A 20,431-nucleotide genomic window follows, 5' to 3' on the forward strand; every position below is an offset into this window, starting at 1 on the left:
GTGATCGAGCTGTACCTGGCCGTGTCATATGAGCCTCAGCCCCAATTCGACCGTCACCCCACGGATACGCACCGGCCACACTGGCAAGTGCTGTGTCGGATCCTCCAGGCACGCGCCGTCCTGCAGGCAGAAATGCTGCTTGTAGAGCGGTGCCACCACCACCACCGTTGCTCCCAGGCTGGCCAGCAGTCCACGGCCGATGGTGTTCGCGCCTGAGCGTGGGTCGCGGTTGCCGACGGCATACAGCTCCCGCCCTTGTCCCGGCACGTAGAACAACGCCACCTGCTCGCCCTCGTGCCACACCACCACCCCGGAGTCGGCGACCAGGTCGCTGGCCTGGCACACCGCCTGCCAGCGGGTTTCACTTGCTACAGCCGTGTTGGACAGGTTCATCACATTGCCTCCTCATGGGTGGGAATCAACTGCGGGGGCGCCGCCGGCCGGCGTTGGCCACGCTCGCGCACGAAGTGCACATCGGGATCGCCGCGTTGGTCATTGACGAAGGTGCGGAAGCGCTTGAGCTTTTCCGGATCGCCCAAGGCGTTGGCCCATTCGCATTCGTAACGGTCGACCACCTGCTGCATCTGCGTCTCGAGTTCGCGGGCCAGGCCCAGGCTGTCGTCGATTACCACCTGTTTGAGGTAGTCGAGCCCGCCCTCGAGGCCCTCGCGCCACACCGAGGTGCGCTGCAGTTTGTCGGCGGTGCGGATGTAGAACATCAGCACGCGGTCGATCAGGCGCACCAAGGTCTCGTCGTCCAAGTCGGTGGCGAACAGTTCGGCGTGGCGTGGGCGCATGCCGCCATTGCCGCACACGTAGAGATTCCAGCCCTTGTCGGTGGCGATCACGCCAATGTCCTTGCTTTGCGCCTCGGCGCATTCGCGGGTGCAGCCAGACACCGCGAACTTGAGCTTGTGCGGCGCGCGCAGGCCCTTGTAGCGGTCCTCCAGGCGCAGCGCCATGGCCACGCTGTCCTGCACGCCATAGCGGCACCAGGTGCTGCCGACGCAAGATTTCACCGTGCGCGTCGACTTGCCGTAGGCGTGCCCGGTCTCGAAGCCGGCGGCGATCAGCTCGCCCCAGATCAGCGGCAGTTCGTGCAACTGGGCACCGAACAGGTCGATGCGCTGGCCGCCGGTGATCTTGGTATAGAGGTCGTACTTCTTTGCCACCTGGCCGATCACGATCAGTTTTTCCGGGGTGATCTCGCCGCCGGGGATGCGCGGCACCACCGAGTAGGTGCCGTTCTTCTGCATGTTGGCCATGAAGGTGTCGTTGGTGTCCTGCAGCGGTACCAGCGCCGGGTCCATGATCGGCTGGTTCCAGCACGAGGCGAGGATGTTGCCCACCGCCGGCTTGCAGATGGCGCAACCCACCTGGCCTTTGCCATGGCGTTCGAGCAGCTCGTTGAAGGTGCGGATGCCTTCAACCCGCACCAGCCCGTAGAGCTCCTGGCGGGTGTAGGCGAAGTGTTCGCACAGGCTCTTGTCGACGGTCACGCCGCGGGCGCTCAGTTCGTGCTCGAACACGTGCTTGAGCAGCGCCGCGCAACCGCCGCAACCGCTGGCGGCCTTGGTGCATGCCTTGACGGCGGCGAGGTCGCCGCAGCCACTGTCGATGGCGGCGCACACCGCGCTCTTGCTAACGTTGTGACACGAGCAGATGGTCGCGCTGTCGGGCAAGGCATCGGCGCCCAGCGCCGGCGCGCCGCAGCCTTGGGGCAGAATCAGCGCGGCCGGGTCGGCCGGTAGCTTGATGCCGTTCTGGGCGTATTGCAGCAGGGTGTCGTAGTAGCTGTTGTCGCCGACCAGCACCGCGCCAAGCACACGCTTGCCGCTGGCATCGACCACCAGGCGCCGGTAGGAGGCCGTGGCTTCGTCGATGAAGCGATAGCTGCGCGCCCCCGGCGTGACGCCCTGGGCATCGCCGATGGAGCCAACATCCACACCCAGCAGCTTGAGCTTGGTCGACATGTCGGCGCCGCTGAACTCGCTTGCCGACTCGCCCATCAACAGGGCTGCCAGGTTACGTGCCATGGCGTATCCCGGGGCGACCAGGCCGAACGCGCTGCCGTTCCACGAAGCGCATTCGCCGATGGCGAAGATGCGCGGGTCGCTGGAGCGGCACTGACCGTCGATCACCACGCCGCCGCGGGGGGCGATTGTAAGGCCGCAGGTTCGGCCCAGGGCATCCTGCGGGCGGATGCCGGCGGAGAACACGATCAGGTCGGTTTCCAGGTGTTCGCCGCCGTCGAAATTCATGCGGTAGCGGTAGTGTTCGCCTGTGCTGATCGACTGGGTGGCGCGGGCCAGGTGCACGCCTACGCCCAGCGCCTCGATGCGCGCCTTGAGCGCTGCGCCGCCCTCGCTATCCAACTGGACTGGCATCAGCCGCGGCGCGAACTCCACCACATGCGCTTGCAGGCCTAGCGACTTGAGGGCGTTGGCGGCCTCGAGGCCGAGCAGGCCGCCGCCGACCACCACGCCGCGGCGGGCGCTGCCGGCGGCGGCGCGGATCGCATCGAGGTCTTCGAGGGTGCGATAGACCAGGCGCGCATTGCCGCTGGACCCTTCGATGGGCGGCACGAACGGATAGGAGCCGGTGGCCAGGATCAACTGTTCGTAGCCGAGGCGGCCTTCGGCGGTGATCACTTCCTGGCGTTCGCGATCAATATCCACTACCGCCTCGCCCAGGTGCAGGTGCACGCCGTTGCTCGCATAGTAGTCGCGGTCGCACAGGGCCAGGGTTTCGGCGCAACTGCCGGTGAAGTATTCCGAGAGGTGCACCCGGTCGTAGGCGCGCTGGCGCTCCTCGGCGAACACGTGCAGCTCGAAGCGCGCGCTGGCACCGCGTTCGATCAGCTGCTCGACGCAGTGATGGCCGACCATGCCGTTGCCGACGATGACCAGTCGCGCTCGTTGTGCTTCGTTCGCTGTTGCCTGCATAGCCGATACTCGATCACGGAAAAACGAAAAAGGCGCCTGGAGCCGAAGCTCCAGGCGCCTTTGCCTGTACTCATCAGTGTCAGTCCCCTGGACGATCGCCGTTGATCGAGGGGCTGTTGTACTTCGTTGAAAAGCAGGGAGTGTGCCAAGCGGCCACTTATCGGTAGCCTTCACGGGACTCACCGCCGGAAAGCCGGCTCCCACAGGGCTGCGGGCCCGTTTGCGGCGTACCCTTGTGGTAGCCGGCTTGCCGGCGATGAGGCCGTTCGGGGCACAACAAAGGTGCAAGCCTCACCACCGTGGTGCATCAATACACATCCCGCAGGTAGCGCTTGTCCCGCTCCAACCCCTCGACATACGCCGCAGCAGTGGTCTCGTCCAGGCCGCCATGCTCCGCCACGAGCTGGCGCAAGGCCGTGTCCACATCCCGGGCCATATGCCGGGCATCGCCACACACATACACATGGGCACCCGCTTGCAGCCATTGCCACAGCTCGGCGCCGTGTTCCAACAGGCGATGCTGCACATAGACTTTTTCCACCTGGTCACGGGAGAACGCCGTGCTCAGGCGCACATGCCCGCAAGCCTCCCAGGCCTGCAATTGTTCGCGGTAGTAGAAATCGCAGGCGGCATGCTGTTCGCCGAAGAACAGCCAGTTGCGCCCTGGGGCCCCACGTAGTTCGCGTTCTTCGAGGAAGGCGCGGAAGGGGGCGATACCGGTACCGGGGCCGATCATGACGATAGGCACCCCGTCGTCCTCGGGCAGGTGGAAATGTTTCGATGGCTGCGCAAATACCCCCACCTCCAGCGCCGCTGCCCGGTCCGCGAGGAAGCTCGAACAGACGCCCTTGCGCTGGCCATGGCGCACGATGGAGACGGTCAGGTGTACCTGGCCGGGATGAGCCCGGGGGCTGGAGCTGATCGAGTACAGGCGCGGCTGCAAGGGTTTCAGCAGCGACAACCAATTGCCCAGCGGCATGGCCTGGGGGTACTCGCGCAGCACGTCGGCCAACTGGCGGCCCCACAGCCATTCCTTGAGTTCGTCCTTGCATGCCGGCAGCAGCAGGCGTTGCAGGCCGCTGGCGTGCTGGCTGAAGACTTCGAGTTGCTGGCGGCTGACCTGGGTGATGTCCAGGTGCCGCTCAAGCGCGGTTCGCAGGGGCATTGGGGCATGGCCCTCGAGTTCGATCTCGGCCTGGCCGTCCAGCTGCATCAGCATCAGCAGCTCGTCGACCAGGCCCGGGCAATTGCGCGGCCATACGCCCAGGGCATCGCCGGGTTGATAGCGCAGGTCGCTGCCGGACAGGTCGAAGACCAGTTGGCGAGTCTCCTTGGTTGAATCCGGGCCGCTGAGGAGGCGGTTCTCCCGCAAGGTGGCAGGCCAGGGCTGGTGTTTGCCGCGGGCGGTGGCCGACGCGGTGGTGGTAGCCGTCGGGGTACTGCCAAGCTTGGGCAGCAGGGCATCGAGCCAGGCGCCGAAGGCCGCTTCGCAATCCGGCTCGCAGTCGACCCGGGCCAGCAGACGCCGGGCCCCCAGCTCGGCCAGGCGTTGGTCGAGCTTGCGACCGAAGCCGCAGAACTGGTCGTAGCTCGAATCCCCCAGGGCCAGCACGGCGTAGGGCAGCGTGGCACAGCTGGCGCCTTCTTCGTCCTGCAGGGCTCGCCAGAACGGGGCGCCGCTGTCCGGCGCATCGCCGTCGCCGAAGGTGCTGGCGATCAGCAGCAGGCTGGCGGCGCCTCGCAGTTGGGATGGGCGCACCTCCTCCATGCAACTGAGTGCGACCACCAGCCCCGCGTCGCGCAGGTGCTGGGCGCAGCGTTCGGCGAGGTGCTCGCCATTGCCGGTCTGCGAGGCCCACAGCACGTGGTGACGAGGGCTTTCGAGCGCTGCTTGCGACGCCGGCGCGGGCCGGGCGAACAGGCCGGCCAGCAGGCCGTTGACGAACAGGCGTCGCTCCGGCGCCAGGGGCGCATCGGGCGGCAGGCAAGGCATGTTTTCGGTGCGGGCCTGGCTCAGGCCGAGCAGGAAACCTTGCAGGTAATGGCGTTCTTGCTCGGCCAGGATCGGAGCCGGCAACGTCTCTAGGCCGAGCAGGCGGGACAGGGTGGCGGTGGGCATGGCGATGGGGTCCGGGGGAAGCGTCAGTTCAAGGGTGGCGATGCGCTCGCCGGCAACCCGTTCCAGGGCCACGGCACAGTGCTTGAGGGCCGGCTGCAGCGAAGTCGGGTCCACCGCGTCGCAGGTCACCGCGTTGATTGCCAGTTGCTCGCCGTACAGATCGTTCCAGTGAAACGGGGCGAAACAGTTGCCCGACAGCACCCGCTCGCTGAGTCGCGCCGGCAGCACGGCCTGGCCGCGGCGCGAGCGGATCGCCACCTGGTCCTTGTCCGCGATACCCAGGCGCCGGGCGTCGTCGGGGTGGATCTCGACAAAGGGGCCGGGCTCCAGCTTGTTGAGGCTGGGTACCTGGCCAGTCTTGGTCAGCGTGTGCCACTGGTGCTGCACGCGGCCGGTGTTGAGCACGAAGGGGAAGGCATCGTCGGGCAGCTCCGCCGGCGGCAGCCAGGGGCGGGCGAAGAACCGGGCCTTGCCGGTGGGCGTCGGAAACACCGGCGTCTGTGGGTCGTCTGGCGCGACATAGCGCAGGGGGCTGCGAGCGTCCTTGCGCCCCGGCGCGCTTGGCCACTGCCGCGGGCCCTGGCGCAGGCCGGCATAGTCGATGCCGCGCAGGTCGTAGCCGGTGTCCGGGTTGTGGAAGCGGCGGATCTCATCGAACACCGCTTCGGCGTCGGGGTAGTCGAAGGCGTGCGCATAACCCAGGGCACAGGCGATGCGCGCGATCAGGCGCCAGTCCTCGAGGCTTTCGCCGGGCGCCTCGACGGCGCGGGGCATCAAGGTCAGGTTGCGCTCGCTGTTGATCATCACCCCTTCGCCCTCGGCCCACAGTGATGCCGGCAGCAGGATGTCGGCGTAGCGGTTGGTCTCGGTGTCGAGGAAGGCGTCCTGGCTGATCACCAGCTGTGCCTGGCGCAGGCCGTCGATCACCTGCTGGCGGTTGGCGACGCTGGCCACCGGGTTGCTGCAGATGATCCAGCAGGCTTTCACCTCGCCATGCTTGAGCTGCTCGAACAGTGCCACGGTGCCTTCGCCCCCTTCACTGCGCAGGGTGCCGGGGAGCAGTTGCCATTGCGCTTCGACGAAGGCGCGGTCGGCTGCCACCTGCGCCGAACGCTGGCCCGGCAGGCCCGGCCCCATGTAACCCATCTCGCGGCCGCCCATGGCATTGGGTTGGCCGGTCAGCGAGAACGGCCCGCTGCCGGGGCGGCAGATGGCGCCGGTGGCCAGGTGCAGGTTGCACAGGGCATTGCTATGCCAGGTGCCGTGGATGCTCTGGTTCAGGCCCATGGTCCAGCAGCTCATCCATTCGCCCGCCTCGCCGATCAGGCGGGCGGCTTCGCGGATGTCGGCCTCGGCCAGTCCGGTGATGGCCGCGACGCGTTCGGGGGGGTAGTCCGCGAGAAACGCCGGCAGTGCCTCCCAGCCTTCGGTGTGGCGGGCGATGAAGTCCGCGTCGGTGTGGCCATTGGCATGCAGCAGGTGCAGCAGGCCATTGAGCAGGGCCAGATCGGTACCCGGGCGCAGTTGCAGGAACAGGTCGGCCTTGTCGGCGGTGGCGCTGCGCCGGGGGTCGACGACGATCAGCCTGGCACCGGCCTTGAGCCGGTCGAGCAGGCGCAGGAACAGGATCGGGTGGCAGTCGGCCATGTTCGCGCCGATCACCAGGAACACTTCGGCGTGCTCGAAATCCTGATAGCTGCCGGGCGGGCCGTCGGCGCCCAGCGATTGCTTGTAGCCGCTGCCGGCACTGGCCATGCACAGGCGTGAGTTGGACTCGATATGGCGGGTGCGGATGAAGCCCTTGGCCAGTTTGTTGGCCAGGTACTGGGCCTCCAGCGACATTTGCCCGGAGACATAGAAAGCCACGGCGTCGGCGCCGTGGGTATCGATGATCGTGCGCAGGCGCCCGGCCGTCTCGGCGATGGCGGTCTGCAGCGGGCGACGGGCTGGCTGCTGGTTGCGCTGGTCACGGACGAACGCGTGAGCCATGCGCCCGGCCTCCAGCGGCACATGGGCAGTCAGCCCCTTGGTGCACAGGCGCCCGAAGTTGCTGGGGTGCTGCTTGTCGCCGCTGACTTTGACGATCTTGCCTTCGCTCACGTGCATGACGATGCCGCACCCGACTCCGCAATACGGGCAAACACTGCGCACTTCACTGCCGCTCATCACGATCTCCTGCTGACGAAACGACAAAGGCGCCGGCTGCCCGGCCTGCAAGTGGCAAGCGGGGCAACACGGCGCCTTCGTCGTGGAGGGAGGACCATCGGCGTTGATGGCCTCGATGCCTTGCCGGCAGCAAATCCCGGGCCATATCACGGCGGGGCGCGTCTCTGCGGTGTGAGTGGGCTCGCCCGGGAGGGGCGCGCGCACCGATATGGGGAACGGTGCACCAGCGAATGGCGCCAGCTGGCTTATGGATATATGATTCGCATACGTTTCATATATAGGTAATCGCACATGGGCATCGTCAAGATCGCCGACGACCTCCACGAAGACCTGCGCGTGGCCAGCGCCGCGCTGTCGCGCTCGATCAACGCCCAGGCCGAGCACTGGATCCGCATCGGCATGCTGGCCGAGTTGCACCCGCAGGCCACCTACCAGGAACTGCTGCGCCAGTTGCTGCGCCAGGAGCAGGCCAATCTCAAGGAGCTGCTGCAATGAGCAAGGTCATCCTCAAGGACGCCGCCCAGCTCGAATTGATGCGCCGTGCCGGCCAGATGCTGGCCCGGGTGTTCGCCGACCTCGACGGTTTCATCCGCCCCGGCGTGACTACCATGCAGATCAACGACCGCGCCGAGGCCTTCATCGTCCAGACCCTCAAGGCGCGGCCGGCGAGCAAGGGCCAGTATGGTTTTCCCTTTGCCCTGAACACCTCGGTGGACCATGTGGTCTGCCATGGCATGCCCAAGGCCGACGAGGTGCTGAAGGAGGGTTCGATAGTCAACGTCGACATCACCCTGGAGCAGGGCGGCTATATCGCCGATTCGTCGAAGATGTACAGCATCGGCCAGATCGGCGAAGAGGCCCGGCGGCTGGTGGACACCACCTATGCCGCGCTGTGGAAGGGCATCGAGCAGGTGCGCCCCGGCGCGACCCTCGGTGATATCGGCCACGCCATCCAGGCCCACGCCGAGGCCGCCGGCTACAGCGTGGTGCGCGAGTATTGCGGGCACGGCATCGGCACGCAGATGCACGAGGCGCCGGAGGTGCTGCACTACGGCCAGCGTGGCACGGGCATGAAGCTGCAACCAGGGATGGTGTTCACCATCGAGCCGATGATCAACCAGGGTGGGCGCGGGACCCGCGGTTTGCGCGATGGCTGGACGGTAATTACCCGTGACCGGAGCCTGTCGGCGCAATGGGAGCACACCGTGGCGGTGACGCAGAGTGGCGTCGAGGTGCTGACCTTGCGCGAGGAGGAACGAGCGGCGCAGGGCGATGGGCAAACGCCCCTCGGAGCCATGGTCTAGGCTGAAACCTACCGGTACCGGCCCACGCCCCACTACAAATGCCGGCCCGGCAACCATTGGAGTCCCTGGGAGGTGCGCCATGAGCCTGCTGCTCGAACCCTACACCCTGCGTCAGCTGACCCTGCCCAACCGTATCGCCGTTTCCCCCATGTGCCAGTACTCCGCCGTCGACGGCCTGGCCAATGACTGGCACCTGGTGCACCTGGGCAGCCGCGCTGTCGGTGGCGCCGGCCTGGTGATCAGTGAAGCGGTCGCGGTCACCGCCGATGGGCGCATCACTGCAGAAGACCTCGGCCTGTGGAACGACGAGCAGATCCCCGCGCTGCAGCGCATCACCCGCTTCATCACCGCCCAGGGCGCCGTCCCCGGCATCCAGCTGGCCCACGCCGGACGCAAGGCCAGCACCCACAGGCCGTGGCTGGGCAAGCACGGCAGCGTCAAGCTTGAAGACGGCGGCTGGCAGCCGGTAGGACCCTCCAGGATTGCCTTCGACCCCGAGCACACCGTCCCCCATGAACTGAGCAAGGACGAGATCCAGCAGGTCGTCAGCGCGTTCGTCGCCGCCACCGAGCGGGCGTTGAAGGCCTGCTTCAAGGTCGTCGAGATCCACGCTGCCCACGGCTACCTGCTGCACCAGTTCCTCTCGCCGCTGAGCAACCAGCGCCGCGACGAGTACGGCAGCTGCTTTGAAAACCGTATCCGCCTGACCCTGCAAGTCGCCGAGGCGGTGCGCCAGGCCTGGCCACAGGAGCTGCCGCTGTTGGTGCGGGTGTCGGCCACCGACTGGGTCGAGGATGGCTGGAACCCGGACGAGACCGTGGAACTGGCCCGCCGGCTACGCGCCTTGGGCGTCGACCTGATCGACGTGTCGTCGGGAGGGACCTCGGTCAATGCAGAAATCCCCACTGGCCCCGGCTACCAGACCCGTTTCGCCGAGCGGGTGCGCAAGGAGTCGGAGATCGCCACCGGCACCGTCGGCATGATCACCGAGCCGGCCCAGGCCGAGCATATCCTGCGCACCGGCCAGGCCGATGTGATCTTCCTGGCCCGCGAACTGTTGCGCGACCCTTACTGGCCATTGCACGCCGACGACGACCTGGGCGGCAACAAGGCGACCTGGCCGGCGCAATACCAACGCGCGACAAGCCGGGCCAACCCGATCCACGAATCGGACCTGCGCGACTGACTCAGCTGCAGGCGGCCTGGCTGAGGATGTCGCTGACCCACTGGTTGATGCTCTTCTGCGCCAGCTCGGCCTTGGCCGCCACGCTGGCGTGGAGAGCAGGCTCCAGGCGCAGGCTGAGTTTGCCGGAGTAAGTTTTCTGCGGTTCACGCCCCAGGCGCCGACAGGTTTCGAGGTAGTCGTCGACAGCTTCCTCGAACGCCTGGCGCAATTCACTGATCGACTCGCCATGGAAGCCGATCACGTCGCGGATCCCGGCGACATGGCCGATCAGCAACTGGTCTTCGTCGCTGTATTCGATGCGCGCCGAGTAGCCGCGGTAATTCATCACATTCATGGTGTAACTCCTGCCTGCTCCAGGAACTGGCGGGCATCGCGCACCTGATAGGGTTTGGCGTGCCGGTCGGGGTGAGGGCGATGAAAGGTCGCAACCTCACCGTTGAGTTCGAAGCGCACACGCGAGCCTCGACGCTAGTGTGGTGTTTCACAAATAACGACCATAACTCGCGGCGCTTTTTGCGCTCATGCAGCGTTGTCGCTCCTCGCCGTAGCTGGGCTACGACTCGTCGCGACGCCTTGCCTGAGCGCAAAAATCGCTCACGAGTTATTGGTCGTATTTGCAAAACACAACACTAGATAACCCGGGCACCGAGCGAGACCAGCAGGGACTCCAGGCGCGACCAGTCCAGCGTTCGGGGAACGGGCTTGTTGAAGACAAGTTCGAGTAACGCACGTTGACGATTATTCATGGTATCAGTCTGTGATACCAGCGCCATTGAACTCAATAGATCGGCGGTAGGGTGTAGTTCAGGCGATAGGCAGGAAAAATCGCGTTGCTTTGCAGGAAAAAAGCCGGTGGGTGTTTTGCCCCCACCGGCTAGTCATGCATCAGTGCTTGAACATCACATGGCGCACACAGGTGTAGTCCTCCAGCCCGTACATCGACATGTCCTTGCCATAGCCGGAATGCTTCTGCCCGCCGTGCGGCATCTCGCTGACCAGCATGAAATGCGTGTTGACCCAAGTGCAGCCATATTGCAGCCGTGCGGCGAGGCGGTGGGCGCGTCCGCTGTCACGGGTCCACACCGACGAGGCCAGGCCATACTCCGAGTCGTTGGCCCACTCCAGCGCCTGGGCTTCGTCGCTGAAGCGGGTGACCGACACCACCGGGCCGAACACCTCGTGGCGGACGATTTCATCGTCCTGCAGCGCATCGGCCAGCACGGTCGGGGCGAAGAAGAAGCCATCACCGGGCAGTGCCTTGCCACCGGTGACCAGGCGGATGTGCGGCTGGGCGATGGCGCGGTTCACCAGGCCGGCGACCTTGTCGCGATGCTGGGCGCTGATCAACGGGCCGAGTTCGGTGTCGGCCGCCTGCTGTGGGCCTGGCTTGATGCTCGCCACCGCCGCGCCCAAGCGTTCGACGAAGCGTTCGTAGATGCCGTCCTGCACGTACAGCCGGCAGGCGGCGGTGCAGTCCTGCCCGGCGTTGTAGAAGCCGAAGGTGCGGATGCCATCGATGGCAGCGTCGAGGTCAGCGTCGTCGAACACCAGCACCGGTGCCTTGCCGCCCAATTCCATGTGCATGCGCTTCACGCTGTCGGCGGTGGCGCCAATGATGTGCGCGCCGGTGGGGATGGAGCCGGTCAGCGACACCATGCGCACCTTGGCATGGGTGACCAATGGGTTGCCGACGGTCTGGCCACGGCCGAAAAGGATATTGAGCACGCCGGCCGGCAGCAGCTCACGGACCAGCTCACCAAGACGCAGGGCGGTCAGCGGGGTGAGCTCCGATGGCTTGATGACCACGGTGTTGCCGGCGGCCAACGCGGGGGCAATCTTCCAGGCCAGCATCATCAGCGGGTAGTTCCAAGGCGCGATGGAGGCGACCACGCCCAGCGGGTCGCGGCGGATCATCGACGTGTGCCCGGGCAGGTACTCGCCCGCCGCCAGGCCACCCAGGCAGCGTGCGGCACCGGCGAAGTAGCGGAACACATCGGCGATGGCCGGGATCTCGTCGCCGAGCGCCGCGGCATAGGGCTTGCCGCAGTTGTCCGATTCCAGCCGGGCCAGTTCCTCGGCGTGTCGTTCGATGACCTCGGCAATGGCCAGCAATGCGCTGGCGCGCTCCTTCGGCGTGCTCTGCGACCAGTGCTCGAAGGCTTGGTCGGCGGCGCGCACGGCGATGTCGACCTGGGCCTCGGTGGCCTCGTTGATCTGTGCCAGGGCACTGCCCTTGGCCGGGTCGAGCACGGTCCAGGCCGGGCCTTCGCCGTTCACCAGGTGACCGTTGATCAGCATTCGGGTTTGCATGGAGCGGTTCTCCTTGTGGTACTCGAGCGCACTGTGCCGCAGTGACGCTACAGATTAGAAGCGACTGGCCGTGGCAACAAACCGAGGAGGGCAACATTCGGATGCAAATGCGTTAAGCGAGGCTTCAGCTTGTCGGCCTACTCTGGGGCCTTCTCAACCGTGAATGTTTGCGAGGCCTGTCAGATGAACACGCGTGGTCTGCTCGATCAGCTTTTGAAAACCGGTCAATCCCTGCTGCAGAACCAGCAGGGCAAGGGCGTCAGCGACAAAGGTTCGGGGAACCTTGGCAGCCTGTTGTCCGGTGCGGGCGGTGGCGCGTTGGCAGCGGGGGCCATGGGCTTGCTGCTGGGCAACAAGAAGGCCCGCAAGTACGGCGGCAAGGCCCTGACCTACGGCGGCCTGGCCGCGCTCGGGGTGCTGGCCTACAAGGCCTATGGCAACTGGCAGGCACGCCAGGGCGCCGGCGATCAGCAGCCGCAGACGCTGGATCGCCTGCCGCCGGCCCAGGTCGAGCAACACAGCCAGGCAGTGCTGCGGGCGCTGGTGGCGGCAGCCAAGTCCGACGGCCATATCGATGACCGTGAGCGGGCCCTGATCGAAGGCGAGTTCACTCGCCTGGACAGCGACCGCGAGTTGCAGCACTGGCTGCACGCCGAACTGAACAAGCCGCTGGATCCGGCCGAAGTGGCCCGCGCCGCGCAGACGCCGGAAATGGCCGCCGAGATGTACCTGGCCAGCGTGATGATGGTCGACCAGGAGAATTTCATGGAGCGCGCCTACCTCGACGAACTGGCGCGCCAGCTGCGTCTGGACCCTGCCTTGCGCCTGGAGCTGGAGAACCAGGTCAGGCTTGCCGCGGATCAATGAGCCTGCAATTGGCCATATCAATGGGCACGGAGGCCTGAATACAGCAGCATTCAGCCGCAAATACGTAGGAAGCCTGGGCTATACTTCGGCGATTTTTCCCGCTCGTATCGAATTCCTGAGGGCTGAATGTGAAGAACTGGACCTTGCGCCAACGGATCCTGGCAAGTTTCGCCGTGATCATCGCCATCATGCTGCTGATGATCGTGGCCGCCTACTCGCGGCTGGTGGCGATCGAGTCCAGCGAGGAGGCGGTAGGGTCCGACAGCATTCCCGGGCTCTACTACAGCTCGATGATCCGCAGCGCCTGGGTCGACAGCTACGTGACCAGCCAGCAACTGGTCGGCCTGTCGAACCACCGCGAGTTCACCACGACCGATGCCGAGTTGTTCAAGAGTTTCGACGACCGTCTGAAGCAGCATATGGCCAGCTACCAGGGCACTATCCGCGACCCGGCCGACCAGGCCGCGTTCGACGATTTCACGCGCCAGGAAGAGGCTTACGTCAAGATCGTCGATCAGGTCCTGGAAACCTATCGCCAGAAGAACTACGCCGAAGCCCAGCGCTTGATCGCCGAGGTGCTGACGCCCGCCTGGAGAGAAGGGCGCCTGCATCTGAACGAAGTGATCGAGCGCAACCGGGAGTCGGCCGACAACGCCACCAATGAAATCGTCAGCGCCGTGGCCACCGCCAAAGGCAGCATGATCGTCTCGCTGCTGCTGGCAATCGTCGCCGCCGGCGTTTGCGGCCTGCTGCTGATGCGCGCGATCACCGCCCCCATGCAACGCATCGTGCATGCCCTCGACGGCCTGCGTTCGGGAGACCTGAGCATGCGCCTGAGCCTGGACCGCAAGGATGAGTTCGGCGCGATCGAGGGTGGCTTCAACGAAATGGCCGAATCCCTGGCCAACCTGGTGTCGCAAGCCCAGCGCTCGTCGGTGCAGGTGACCACCTCGGTCACCGAGATCGCCGCCACCTCCAAGCAGCAGCAGGCCACCGCCACCGAGACAGCCGCCACCACCACCGAGATCGGCGCCACCTCGCGGGAAATCGCCGCGACCTCGCGGGACCTGGTGCGCACCATGACCGAAGTCACTTCGTCGGCCGACCAGGCCTCGAGCCTTGCCGGTGCCGGCCAGCAGGGCCTGGCGCGCATGGAGGAGACCATGCACCAGGTGATGGGCGCCGCCGACCTGGTCAACGCCAAGCTGGCGATCCTCAACGAGAAGGCCAGCAATATCACGCAGATGGTGGTGACCATCGTCAAGGTTGCCGACCAGACCAACCTGCTGTCGCTCAACGCCGCCATCGAGGCAGAGAAGGCCGGTGAGTACGGTCGCGGTTTCGCCGTGGTCGCCACCGAAGTACGCCGGCTGGCCGACCAGACCGCCGTGGCCACCTATGACATCGAGCAGATGGTGCGCGAGATCCAGTCGGCGGTGTCGGCCGGGGTGATGGGCATGGACAAGTTCTCCGAGGAAGTGCGCCGCGGCATGTTCGAGGTGCAGCAAGTGGGCGAGCAGCTCAGCCAGATCATCCATCAGGTACAGGCGCTGGCGCCGCGGGTGCTGATGGTCAACGAGGGCATGCAGGCCCAGGCCACCGGCGCCGAGCAGATCAACCAGGCACTGGCCCAGCTCAGCGATGCCAGTACCCAGACCGTGGAATCGCTGCGCCAGGCCAGCTTCGCTATCGACGAACTGAGCCAGGTAGCCGCCGGGCTGCGTGGCGGTGTTTCGCGGTTCAAAGTCTGACGACGATGAACGAACCGTCCCCTCGCGAGGATCGCGAATCAGCCGGCAAGGGCGTGCTGTACCTGCAATTTCGCATCGCCGACCAGCGCTTCGCCCTGGACGTGCGTGAGGTGATCGAAGTGCTGCCGTGCCGTACCCTCAAACCCATCGCCCAGGCGCCGGGCTGGGTGGCCGGCGTGCTCGCCCACCGTGGTGCGTTGGTACCGGTGATCGACCTGTCGGCGCTGAGCTTCGGCATGCCGGCACAGTCGCGCAGCAGTACGCGGATGGTCCTGGTGCACTATCGCGCTGACCCGCGCCGTCCTGACCTGCAACTGGGGCTTGTCCTGGAGCAGGCCACCGATACGCTGCGCTGTGCCCCCGAGGAATTCCAGCCATACGGCCTGGACAATGCCGACGCGCGCTATCTCGGGCCGGTGCGCCAGGACGCCCGCGGTTTGTTGCAGCGCATCCAGGTGAATGACCTGTTGTCGGACACGGTGCGTGAGCTGCTGTACCCCGTCGAGCCCGGGCAGGAGCCAGCATGAGCGAGCAACGTTTCTTCCGTTTCCTGCAGGAACGTATCGGGCTGGACGTGGAGTCGGTCGGCGCAGCGATGGTCGAGCGCGCACTGCGCCAGCGCTGCACGCTCGTGCAGGCTGCGGATCTCGACGACTATTGGCTGCGTTTGCAGCAGTCCAGCGATGAGCAGCAGGCCTTGATCGAGGCGGTCATCGTTCCGGAGACCTGGTTCTTCCGTTACCCCGAATCCTTCACCGCGCTGGCGGGGCTGGCGCACAAGCGTGCGGCAGAACTTGCCGGCGCACGGCCCTTGCGTATCCTCAGCCTGCCGTGCTCGACGGGCGAGGAGCCCTACTCGATCGCCATGGCCTTGCTCGACGGTGGCCTGAGCCCGGGCGCTTTCCGCGTCGATGGCATTGATATCAGCCCCAGTTCGGTGGCCAAGGGCGAGCAGGCGCTTTACGGGCGCAACTCCTTCCGCGGCAGCGAGCTGGCCTTTCGCGAGCGGCACTTCAGCCCAAGCGGCGATACCCATCGCCTGGATGAGCGGGTGCGCCAGCAAGTCAGCCTGCAGGCGGGCAACGTGCTCGACCCGGCGCTCAAGGCGCGTGAAGGGTTGTACGATTTTGTGTTCTGCCGCAACTTGCTGATCTACTTCGATGTTCCGACCCAGCAGCGGGTGTTCGAGGTACTCAAGCGCCTGATCCACGCCCAGGGCGTGCTGTTCATCGGCCCCGCCGAGGGCAGCCTGCTGGCGCGCCTGGGCATGCGCCCGCTGGGGATTGCCCAGTCATTCGCCTATGTGCGCCAGGATGATGCCCCACCGCCTGTTGCCAAGCCGTTGCCGGTTGCGCGCCAGCCGGTCGCGCCGCCGCCGCCGCGTCTCGTGGCACTGCCGCCCCGAGCCGCCAGGTCGAGCGCCGTGCCAGCGGCGCCGGTCCCGGCGCAGGGCGAAGCGCAGTTGCTGGCCCTCATTGCCCGGCAGGCCAATGCCGGTGAAAACCAGCAGGCCAGGGCGGACTGCGAACGCTATCTGCGCCAGTTCGCCCCCAAGGCGCAGGTCTATTACTGGCTGGGGTTGCTCAGTGACACCGAAGGCGATGCCGCGCAGGCCATCACCCATTATCGCAAGGCGCTCTACCTCGAGCCGCAGCACCCTGAGGCACTGATGCACCTGGCCATGCTGCTGGCCGCGCAGGGGGACGATGCCGGTGCCCGGCGCCTGCAGGAGCGTGCCGCCCGAGCTGGCAGGGAGTCTGAACGATGAGCGGCGGATACCATATGCAACTGATCGCCAATGACGACCAGCCCATCGATGATTGCTGGAACCGCATCGGCGTGCATGGCGACAAGCAGTGCCCGTTGCTGGAGCGGCATGTGCACTGCCGCAATTGCGAGGTGTATGCCGACGCGGCCACGCGCCTGCTGGACCGCTATGCGCTGGTCCAGGACGAGCAGGTCGAAACGGCCATCGTGGAGGAATGCGCGGTCGGCCGCTCGATGCTGCTGTTCCGCCTGGGCGAGGAGTGGCTGGCCCTGGCCACCGCCTGCCTGGCCGAGATCGCCCCGGCGCAGCCGGTGCACTCGTTGCCGCACCAGCGCTCGCGTGTGCTGCAGGGCGTCGCCAATGTGCGCGGTGCGCTGGTGCCTTGCCTGTCGCTCGCCGACCTGCTGGGCGTGCCGACGCAAGCGGGCGCGGAGCGCACCGGGCGGAGCATGCCGCGCATGCTGATCCTGGCGGCCGAGGGCGGGCCGGTGGTGGTGCCGGTGGACGAGATCGACGGCATCCATCGTCTTGACCTTGCGGGCCAGGACAACGGCCGCGATGCGGCGCATTTCACCGCTGCCGTGTTGCAGTGGCGAGGGCGCAGCGTGCGAGTGCTGGATGAACAACACCTGATGTCAGCCGTGAAGCGGAGCCTGTCATGACCCCGGAGCAAATGCGCGATGCGTCGCTGCTCGAGCTGTTCAGCCTGGAGGCCGAGGCCCAGACCCAGGTGCTCAGCGCCGGCTTGATGGCGCTGGAGCGCAACCCTGCGCAACCCGATCAACTCGAGGCCTGCATGCGTGCGGCGCACTCGCTCAAGGGGGCGGCGCGCATTGTCGGCATCGATGCCGGGGTCAGCGTCGCCCACGTCATGGAAGACTGTCTGGTGGCCGCTCAGGAGGGCCGCCTGCTGCTGCGCCCGGAGCATATCGACGCCTTGTTGCAAGGTACCGACCTGTTGATGCGTATCGCGACCCCTGGAGATCAGGGCGGCGAAGCCGCCGTGGCGGTGTTCCTGGCACAGATGACAACACTGCTCGACCCTTCGGCTCCCGTGTCGGTGATCGCGCAGGCTGGCGTTCCAAGCGCGCCGCCCGCTGCCATGCCAGCGCGGCCAGAACCCGAGCCAACGCTCCAGGCCCCCACGGAGCCTGAACCGGAAGCTGAGCCCGTGCCTGCCCGCAAGGCCGGCAAGCGCGGTGGCGAGGGGGGAGAGCGGGTATTGCGGGTGACCGCCGACCGTCTGAACAGCCTGCTGGACCTGTCGAGCAAGTCGCTGGTCGAGACCCAGCGGCTGAAACCCTACCTGGCCACCTTGCAGCGCCTGAAGCGCATGCATGGCCAGGGCATGCGCGGCCTCGATGGCCTGAAGGCCCAGCTGGAAGAGAGCGGGCAGGGGCCGGAGGTGCTGGAAGCGCTGGCCCAGACCCAGCAGTTGCTGGCTGAAACCCAGCAGATCCTCTTGCAGCAGGCGGCCGATCTCGACGAATTCGGTTGGCAGGCCAGCCAGCGCGCGCAACTGCTGTACGACACGGCGCTGGCCTGTCGCATGCGTCCGTTCGCCGATGTGCTCACCGGCCAGAGCCGGATGGTCCGCGACCTCGGGCGCTCACTGGACAAGCCGGTGCGCCTGTTGATCGAGGGCGAGAAGACCCAGGTCGACCGTGACGTGCTGGAAAAGCTCGAGGCACCGCTGACGCACCTGCTGCGCAACGCGGTCGATCATGGCATCGAACTGCCCGAGCAGCGCTTGCTGGCCGGCAAACCGAGCGAGGGCACCGTGCGCCTGCGCGCCTCGCACCAGGCCGGGCTGCTGATCCTCGAACTGTCTGACGACGGTGCCGGCATCGATCTGCAGCGCTTGCGCGAGAGTATCTTCGAGCGCGCATTGTCACCGGCCGAGACGGTGGCGCAGATGAGCGAGGCCGAGCTGCTGACATTCCTGTTCCTGCCGGGGTTCAGCCTGCGCGACACGGTCACCGAAGTGTCCGGGCGCGGTGTCGGCCTGGATGCGGTGCAGCACATGGTCCGTGAGCTGCGCGGCTCCATCGAGTTGACTCAGGTGGCCGGCCAGGGATGTTGCTTCCATGTGGAAGTGCCGTTGACCTTGTCGGTGGTTCGCAGCCTGGTCGTCGAGGTGGGCGGCGAGGCCTACGCCTTTCCGCTGGCGCATATCGAGCGCACCGTCGACGTGGCGGCCGAGGCCATCGTGCAGATCGAAGGGCGGCAGCACTTCTGGCACGAAGGGCGACACATCGGCCTGGTGGCCGCCAGCCAGCTTCTCAACCGGCCGGCGGCCCAGGGCGACGAACAGAGCCTGCGGGTGGTGGTGATCCGCGAGCGCGAGCAGCTCTATGGGGTGGCCGTCGAGCGGCTGATCGGCGAGCGGGTGCTGGTGGTGATGCCGCTGGATCCCCGCCTGGGCAAAGTCCAGGACATCTCCGCCGGGGCCTTGCTCGACGACGGTTCGGTGGTGCTCATCGTCGATGTCGAGGACTTGCTGCGCTCGGTGGACAAGCTGCTCAGCACCGGCCGCCTGGAGCGTATCGAGCGCGGTGGGCGGGGCGCCAAGGGTGCGGTGCGCAAGCGCATCCTGGTGGTCGACGACTCGCTCACCGTGCGCGAGCTGCAACGCAAGCTGCTGGGCCACCGCGGCTACGAAGTGGCGGTGGCCGTGGATGGCATGGACGGCTGGAACGCGCTGCGCAGCGATGATTTCGACCTGTTGATCACCGACATCGACATGCCGCGCATGGACGGGATCGAGCTGGTCACCCTGGTGCGGCGCGACAACCGCCTGCAATCGCTGCCGGTGATGGTGGTGTCCTACAAGGATCGCGAAGAAGACCGGCGTCGTGGACTGGATGCCGGTGCCGACTATTATTTGGCCAAGGCCAGCTTCCATGACGATGCGTTGCTGGATGCGGTCGAGGAGCTGATCGGAGGTGCCCAGGGATGAGAATCGCCATTGTCAACGACATGCCCATGGCCGTCGAGGCCCTGCGCCGGGCGTTGGCATTCGAGCCTGCGCACCAGGTGATCTGGGTCGCCGGCAATGGCGCCGAGGCGGTGCGCCTGTGCGCCGAGCAGACGCCGGACCTGATCCTCATGGACCTGATCATGCCGGTCATGGACGGCGTGGAAGCGACCCGGCGAATCATGGCCGAAACCCCCTGCGCCATCGTCATTGTCACCGTGGATCGCAAGCAGAATGTGCACCGGGTGTTCGAGGCCATGGGCCATGGCGCCCTGGATGTGGTCGACACCCCGGCATTGGGCGCGGGCGATGCACGCGAGGCAGCCGCGCCACTGCTGCGCAAGATCCTCAATATCGGCTGGCTGATCGGCCAGCAGCGGCCCAGCACCGCTCGGGCCGTGGCCGTGCCGCTGCGCGAGGCCTCGCAGCGTCGCGCGCTGGTGGCCATCGGCTCGTCCGCGGGTGGGCCGGCTGCCCTGGAGGTACTGCTCAAGGGGCTGCCGCGCAGTTTTCCGGCGGCCATCGTGCTGGTCCAGCATGTTGACCAGGTATTCGCCGCCGGCATGGCCGAGTGGCTCAGCAGCGCCTCTGGCCTGCCGGTGCGCCTGGCCCGCGAGGGTGAATCGCCGCAGCCGGGGCAGGTGCTGCTGGCCGGCACCAACCACCATATTCGCCTCCTTAAGAATGGCGAGCTGGCCTACACTGCCGACCCCGTCAACGAAATCTACCGGCCCTCGATCGATGTGTTCTTCGAGAGCGTGGCGCGTTGCTGGTCCGGCGATGCGGTGGGCGTGCTGCTCACCGGCATGGGGCGCGACGGCGCCCAAGGTCTGAAACTGATGCGCCAGCAGGGTTTCCTGACCATCGCTCAGGACCAGCAGAGCAGCGCGGTGTATGGCATGCCCAAGGCCGCCGCGGCGATCGACGCGGCGGTGGAAATACGTCCGCTGGAGCGAATCGCCGGACGACTGATGGAAATCTTTCCGAAATGACGATATGTATTGAGTCGTGCCGCGTGGCCGGCAGTAGACGGGTGAT

At 66.4% G+C, this 20,431-nt stretch carries 15 protein-coding genes and 1 pseudogene; 10 read left to right on the forward strand and 6 right to left on the reverse strand.

All coding sequences use genetic code 11. The annotated features are described in order from the left end of the window. Positions 1-24 precede the first annotated feature (24 nt). The 3 genes from nirD to ACVWY1_RS06990 all read right to left on the reverse strand — a co-directional run bounded on the left by nirD (position 25) and on the right by ACVWY1_RS06990 (position 7,230). Positions 25-393: a nitrite reductase small subunit NirD gene (gene nirD / locus ACVWY1_RS06980; RefSeq protein WP_102681593.1), complete on the reverse strand. Its 369-nt coding sequence runs from the start codon at positions 391-393 to the stop codon at positions 25-27. Next, positions 393-2,945: a nitrite reductase large subunit NirB gene (gene nirB, locus ACVWY1_RS06985; RefSeq protein WP_277503062.1), complete on the reverse strand. Its 2,553-nt coding sequence runs from the start codon at positions 2,943-2,945 to the stop codon at positions 393-395. Before nirB ends, nirD begins: the two co-directional genes overlap by 1 nt. A gap of 307 nt (positions 2,946-3,252) precedes the next feature. After that, positions 3,253-7,230 carry a molybdopterin-dependent oxidoreductase gene (locus ACVWY1_RS06990; RefSeq protein WP_457378015.1) on the reverse strand — a complete coding sequence of 1,326 codons (3,978 nt, stop codon included), beginning with the start codon at positions 7,228-7,230 and terminating at the stop codon, positions 3,253-3,255. A 291-nt stretch (positions 7,231-7,521) separates the two neighbouring features. Here ACVWY1_RS06990 and ACVWY1_RS06995 point away from each other — a divergent pair, with 291 nt between their 5' ends. The 3 genes from ACVWY1_RS06995 to ACVWY1_RS07005 all read left to right on the forward strand — a co-directional run bounded on the left by ACVWY1_RS06995 (position 7,522) and on the right by ACVWY1_RS07005 (position 9,720). After that, entirely contained in the window at positions 7,522-7,725 is a 204-nt protein-coding gene (locus tag ACVWY1_RS06995) for a ParD-like family protein (protein WP_046856862.1), read from the forward strand. Beyond that, on the forward strand, positions 7,722-8,534 hold the full coding sequence (map, locus tag ACVWY1_RS07000; protein WP_111531746.1) for a type I methionyl aminopeptidase: 813 nt from the start codon (positions 7,722-7,724) through the stop codon (positions 8,532-8,534). Before ACVWY1_RS06995 ends, map begins: the two co-directional genes overlap by 4 nt. Before the next feature lie 79 nt (positions 8,535-8,613). Beyond that, on the forward strand, positions 8,614-9,720 hold the full coding sequence (locus tag ACVWY1_RS07005) for an NADH:flavin oxidoreductase/NADH oxidase (RefSeq protein WP_457378016.1): 1,107 nt from the start codon (positions 8,614-8,616) through the stop codon (positions 9,718-9,720). Between the two features lies 1 nt (position 9,721). On the opposite strand, the gene ACVWY1_RS07010 is transcribed toward ACVWY1_RS07005, so the two are convergent. The 3 genes and pseudogenes from ACVWY1_RS07010 to ACVWY1_RS07020 all read right to left on the reverse strand — a co-directional run bounded on the left by ACVWY1_RS07010 (position 9,722) and on the right by ACVWY1_RS07020 (position 12,030). Next, positions 9,722-10,054 (reverse strand): type II toxin-antitoxin system HicB family antitoxin, encoded by a 333-nt coding sequence (locus tag ACVWY1_RS07010; RefSeq protein WP_102681598.1) that lies wholly within the window; start codon positions 10,052-10,054, stop codon positions 9,722-9,724. Then, positions 10,051-10,185: pseudogene (locus ACVWY1_RS07015) on the reverse strand (type II toxin-antitoxin system HicA family toxin); the annotation flags it as partial. The pseudogene ACVWY1_RS07015 and the gene ACVWY1_RS07010, both read right to left, overlap by 4 nt. Positions 10,186-10,605: 420 nt before the next feature. Then, positions 10,606-12,030 carry a gamma-aminobutyraldehyde dehydrogenase gene (locus ACVWY1_RS07020; protein ID WP_102681599.1) on the reverse strand — a complete coding sequence of 475 codons (1,425 nt, stop codon included), beginning with the start codon at positions 12,028-12,030 and terminating at the stop codon, positions 10,606-10,608. 183 nt (positions 12,031-12,213) lie between these two features. Between ACVWY1_RS07020 and ACVWY1_RS07025 the strand changes: the two genes are divergently transcribed. The 7 genes from ACVWY1_RS07025 to cheB all read left to right on the forward strand — a co-directional run bounded on the left by ACVWY1_RS07025 (position 12,214) and on the right by cheB (position 20,385). Continuing rightward, positions 12,214-12,897 (forward strand): tellurite resistance TerB family protein, encoded by a 684-nt coding sequence (locus ACVWY1_RS07025; RefSeq protein ID WP_110697738.1) that lies wholly within the window; start codon positions 12,214-12,216, stop codon positions 12,895-12,897. A 128-nt stretch (positions 12,898-13,025) separates the two neighbouring features. After that, on the forward strand, positions 13,026-14,648 hold the full coding sequence (locus tag ACVWY1_RS07030; protein WP_038705554.1) for a methyl-accepting chemotaxis protein: 1,623 nt from the start codon (positions 13,026-13,028) through the stop codon (positions 14,646-14,648). A gap of 5 nt (positions 14,649-14,653) precedes the next feature. Beyond that, positions 14,654-15,175: a chemotaxis protein CheW gene (locus ACVWY1_RS07035; RefSeq protein ID WP_457378017.1), complete on the forward strand. Its 522-nt coding sequence runs from the start codon at positions 14,654-14,656 to the stop codon at positions 15,173-15,175. Beyond that, entirely contained in the window at positions 15,172-16,416 is a 1,245-nt protein-coding gene (locus ACVWY1_RS07040) for a CheR family methyltransferase (RefSeq protein ID WP_102681602.1), read from the forward strand. The genes ACVWY1_RS07035 and ACVWY1_RS07040 overlap by 4 nt, the downstream gene beginning before the upstream one ends. After that, positions 16,413-17,078 (forward strand): chemotaxis protein CheW, encoded by a 666-nt coding sequence (locus tag ACVWY1_RS07045; RefSeq protein ID WP_256591220.1) that lies wholly within the window; start codon positions 16,413-16,415, stop codon positions 17,076-17,078. The genes ACVWY1_RS07040 and ACVWY1_RS07045 overlap by 4 nt, the downstream gene beginning before the upstream one ends. Next, positions 17,075-19,375, forward strand: a complete 2,301-nt coding sequence (locus tag ACVWY1_RS07050; RefSeq protein WP_457378018.1) for a response regulator — start codon at positions 17,075-17,077, stop codon at positions 19,373-19,375. The genes ACVWY1_RS07045 and ACVWY1_RS07050 overlap by 4 nt, the downstream gene beginning before the upstream one ends. Then, a complete protein-coding gene (gene cheB / locus ACVWY1_RS07055) occupies positions 19,372-20,385 on the forward strand; it encodes a chemotaxis response regulator protein-glutamate methylesterase (RefSeq protein WP_110697746.1) in 1,014 nt (337 codons plus the stop codon). The genes ACVWY1_RS07050 and cheB overlap by 4 nt, the downstream gene beginning before the upstream one ends. The last annotated feature ends 46 nt before the right edge of the window (positions 20,386-20,431 follow it).

Source organism: Pseudomonas sp. TE6288 (assembly GCF_054062095.1).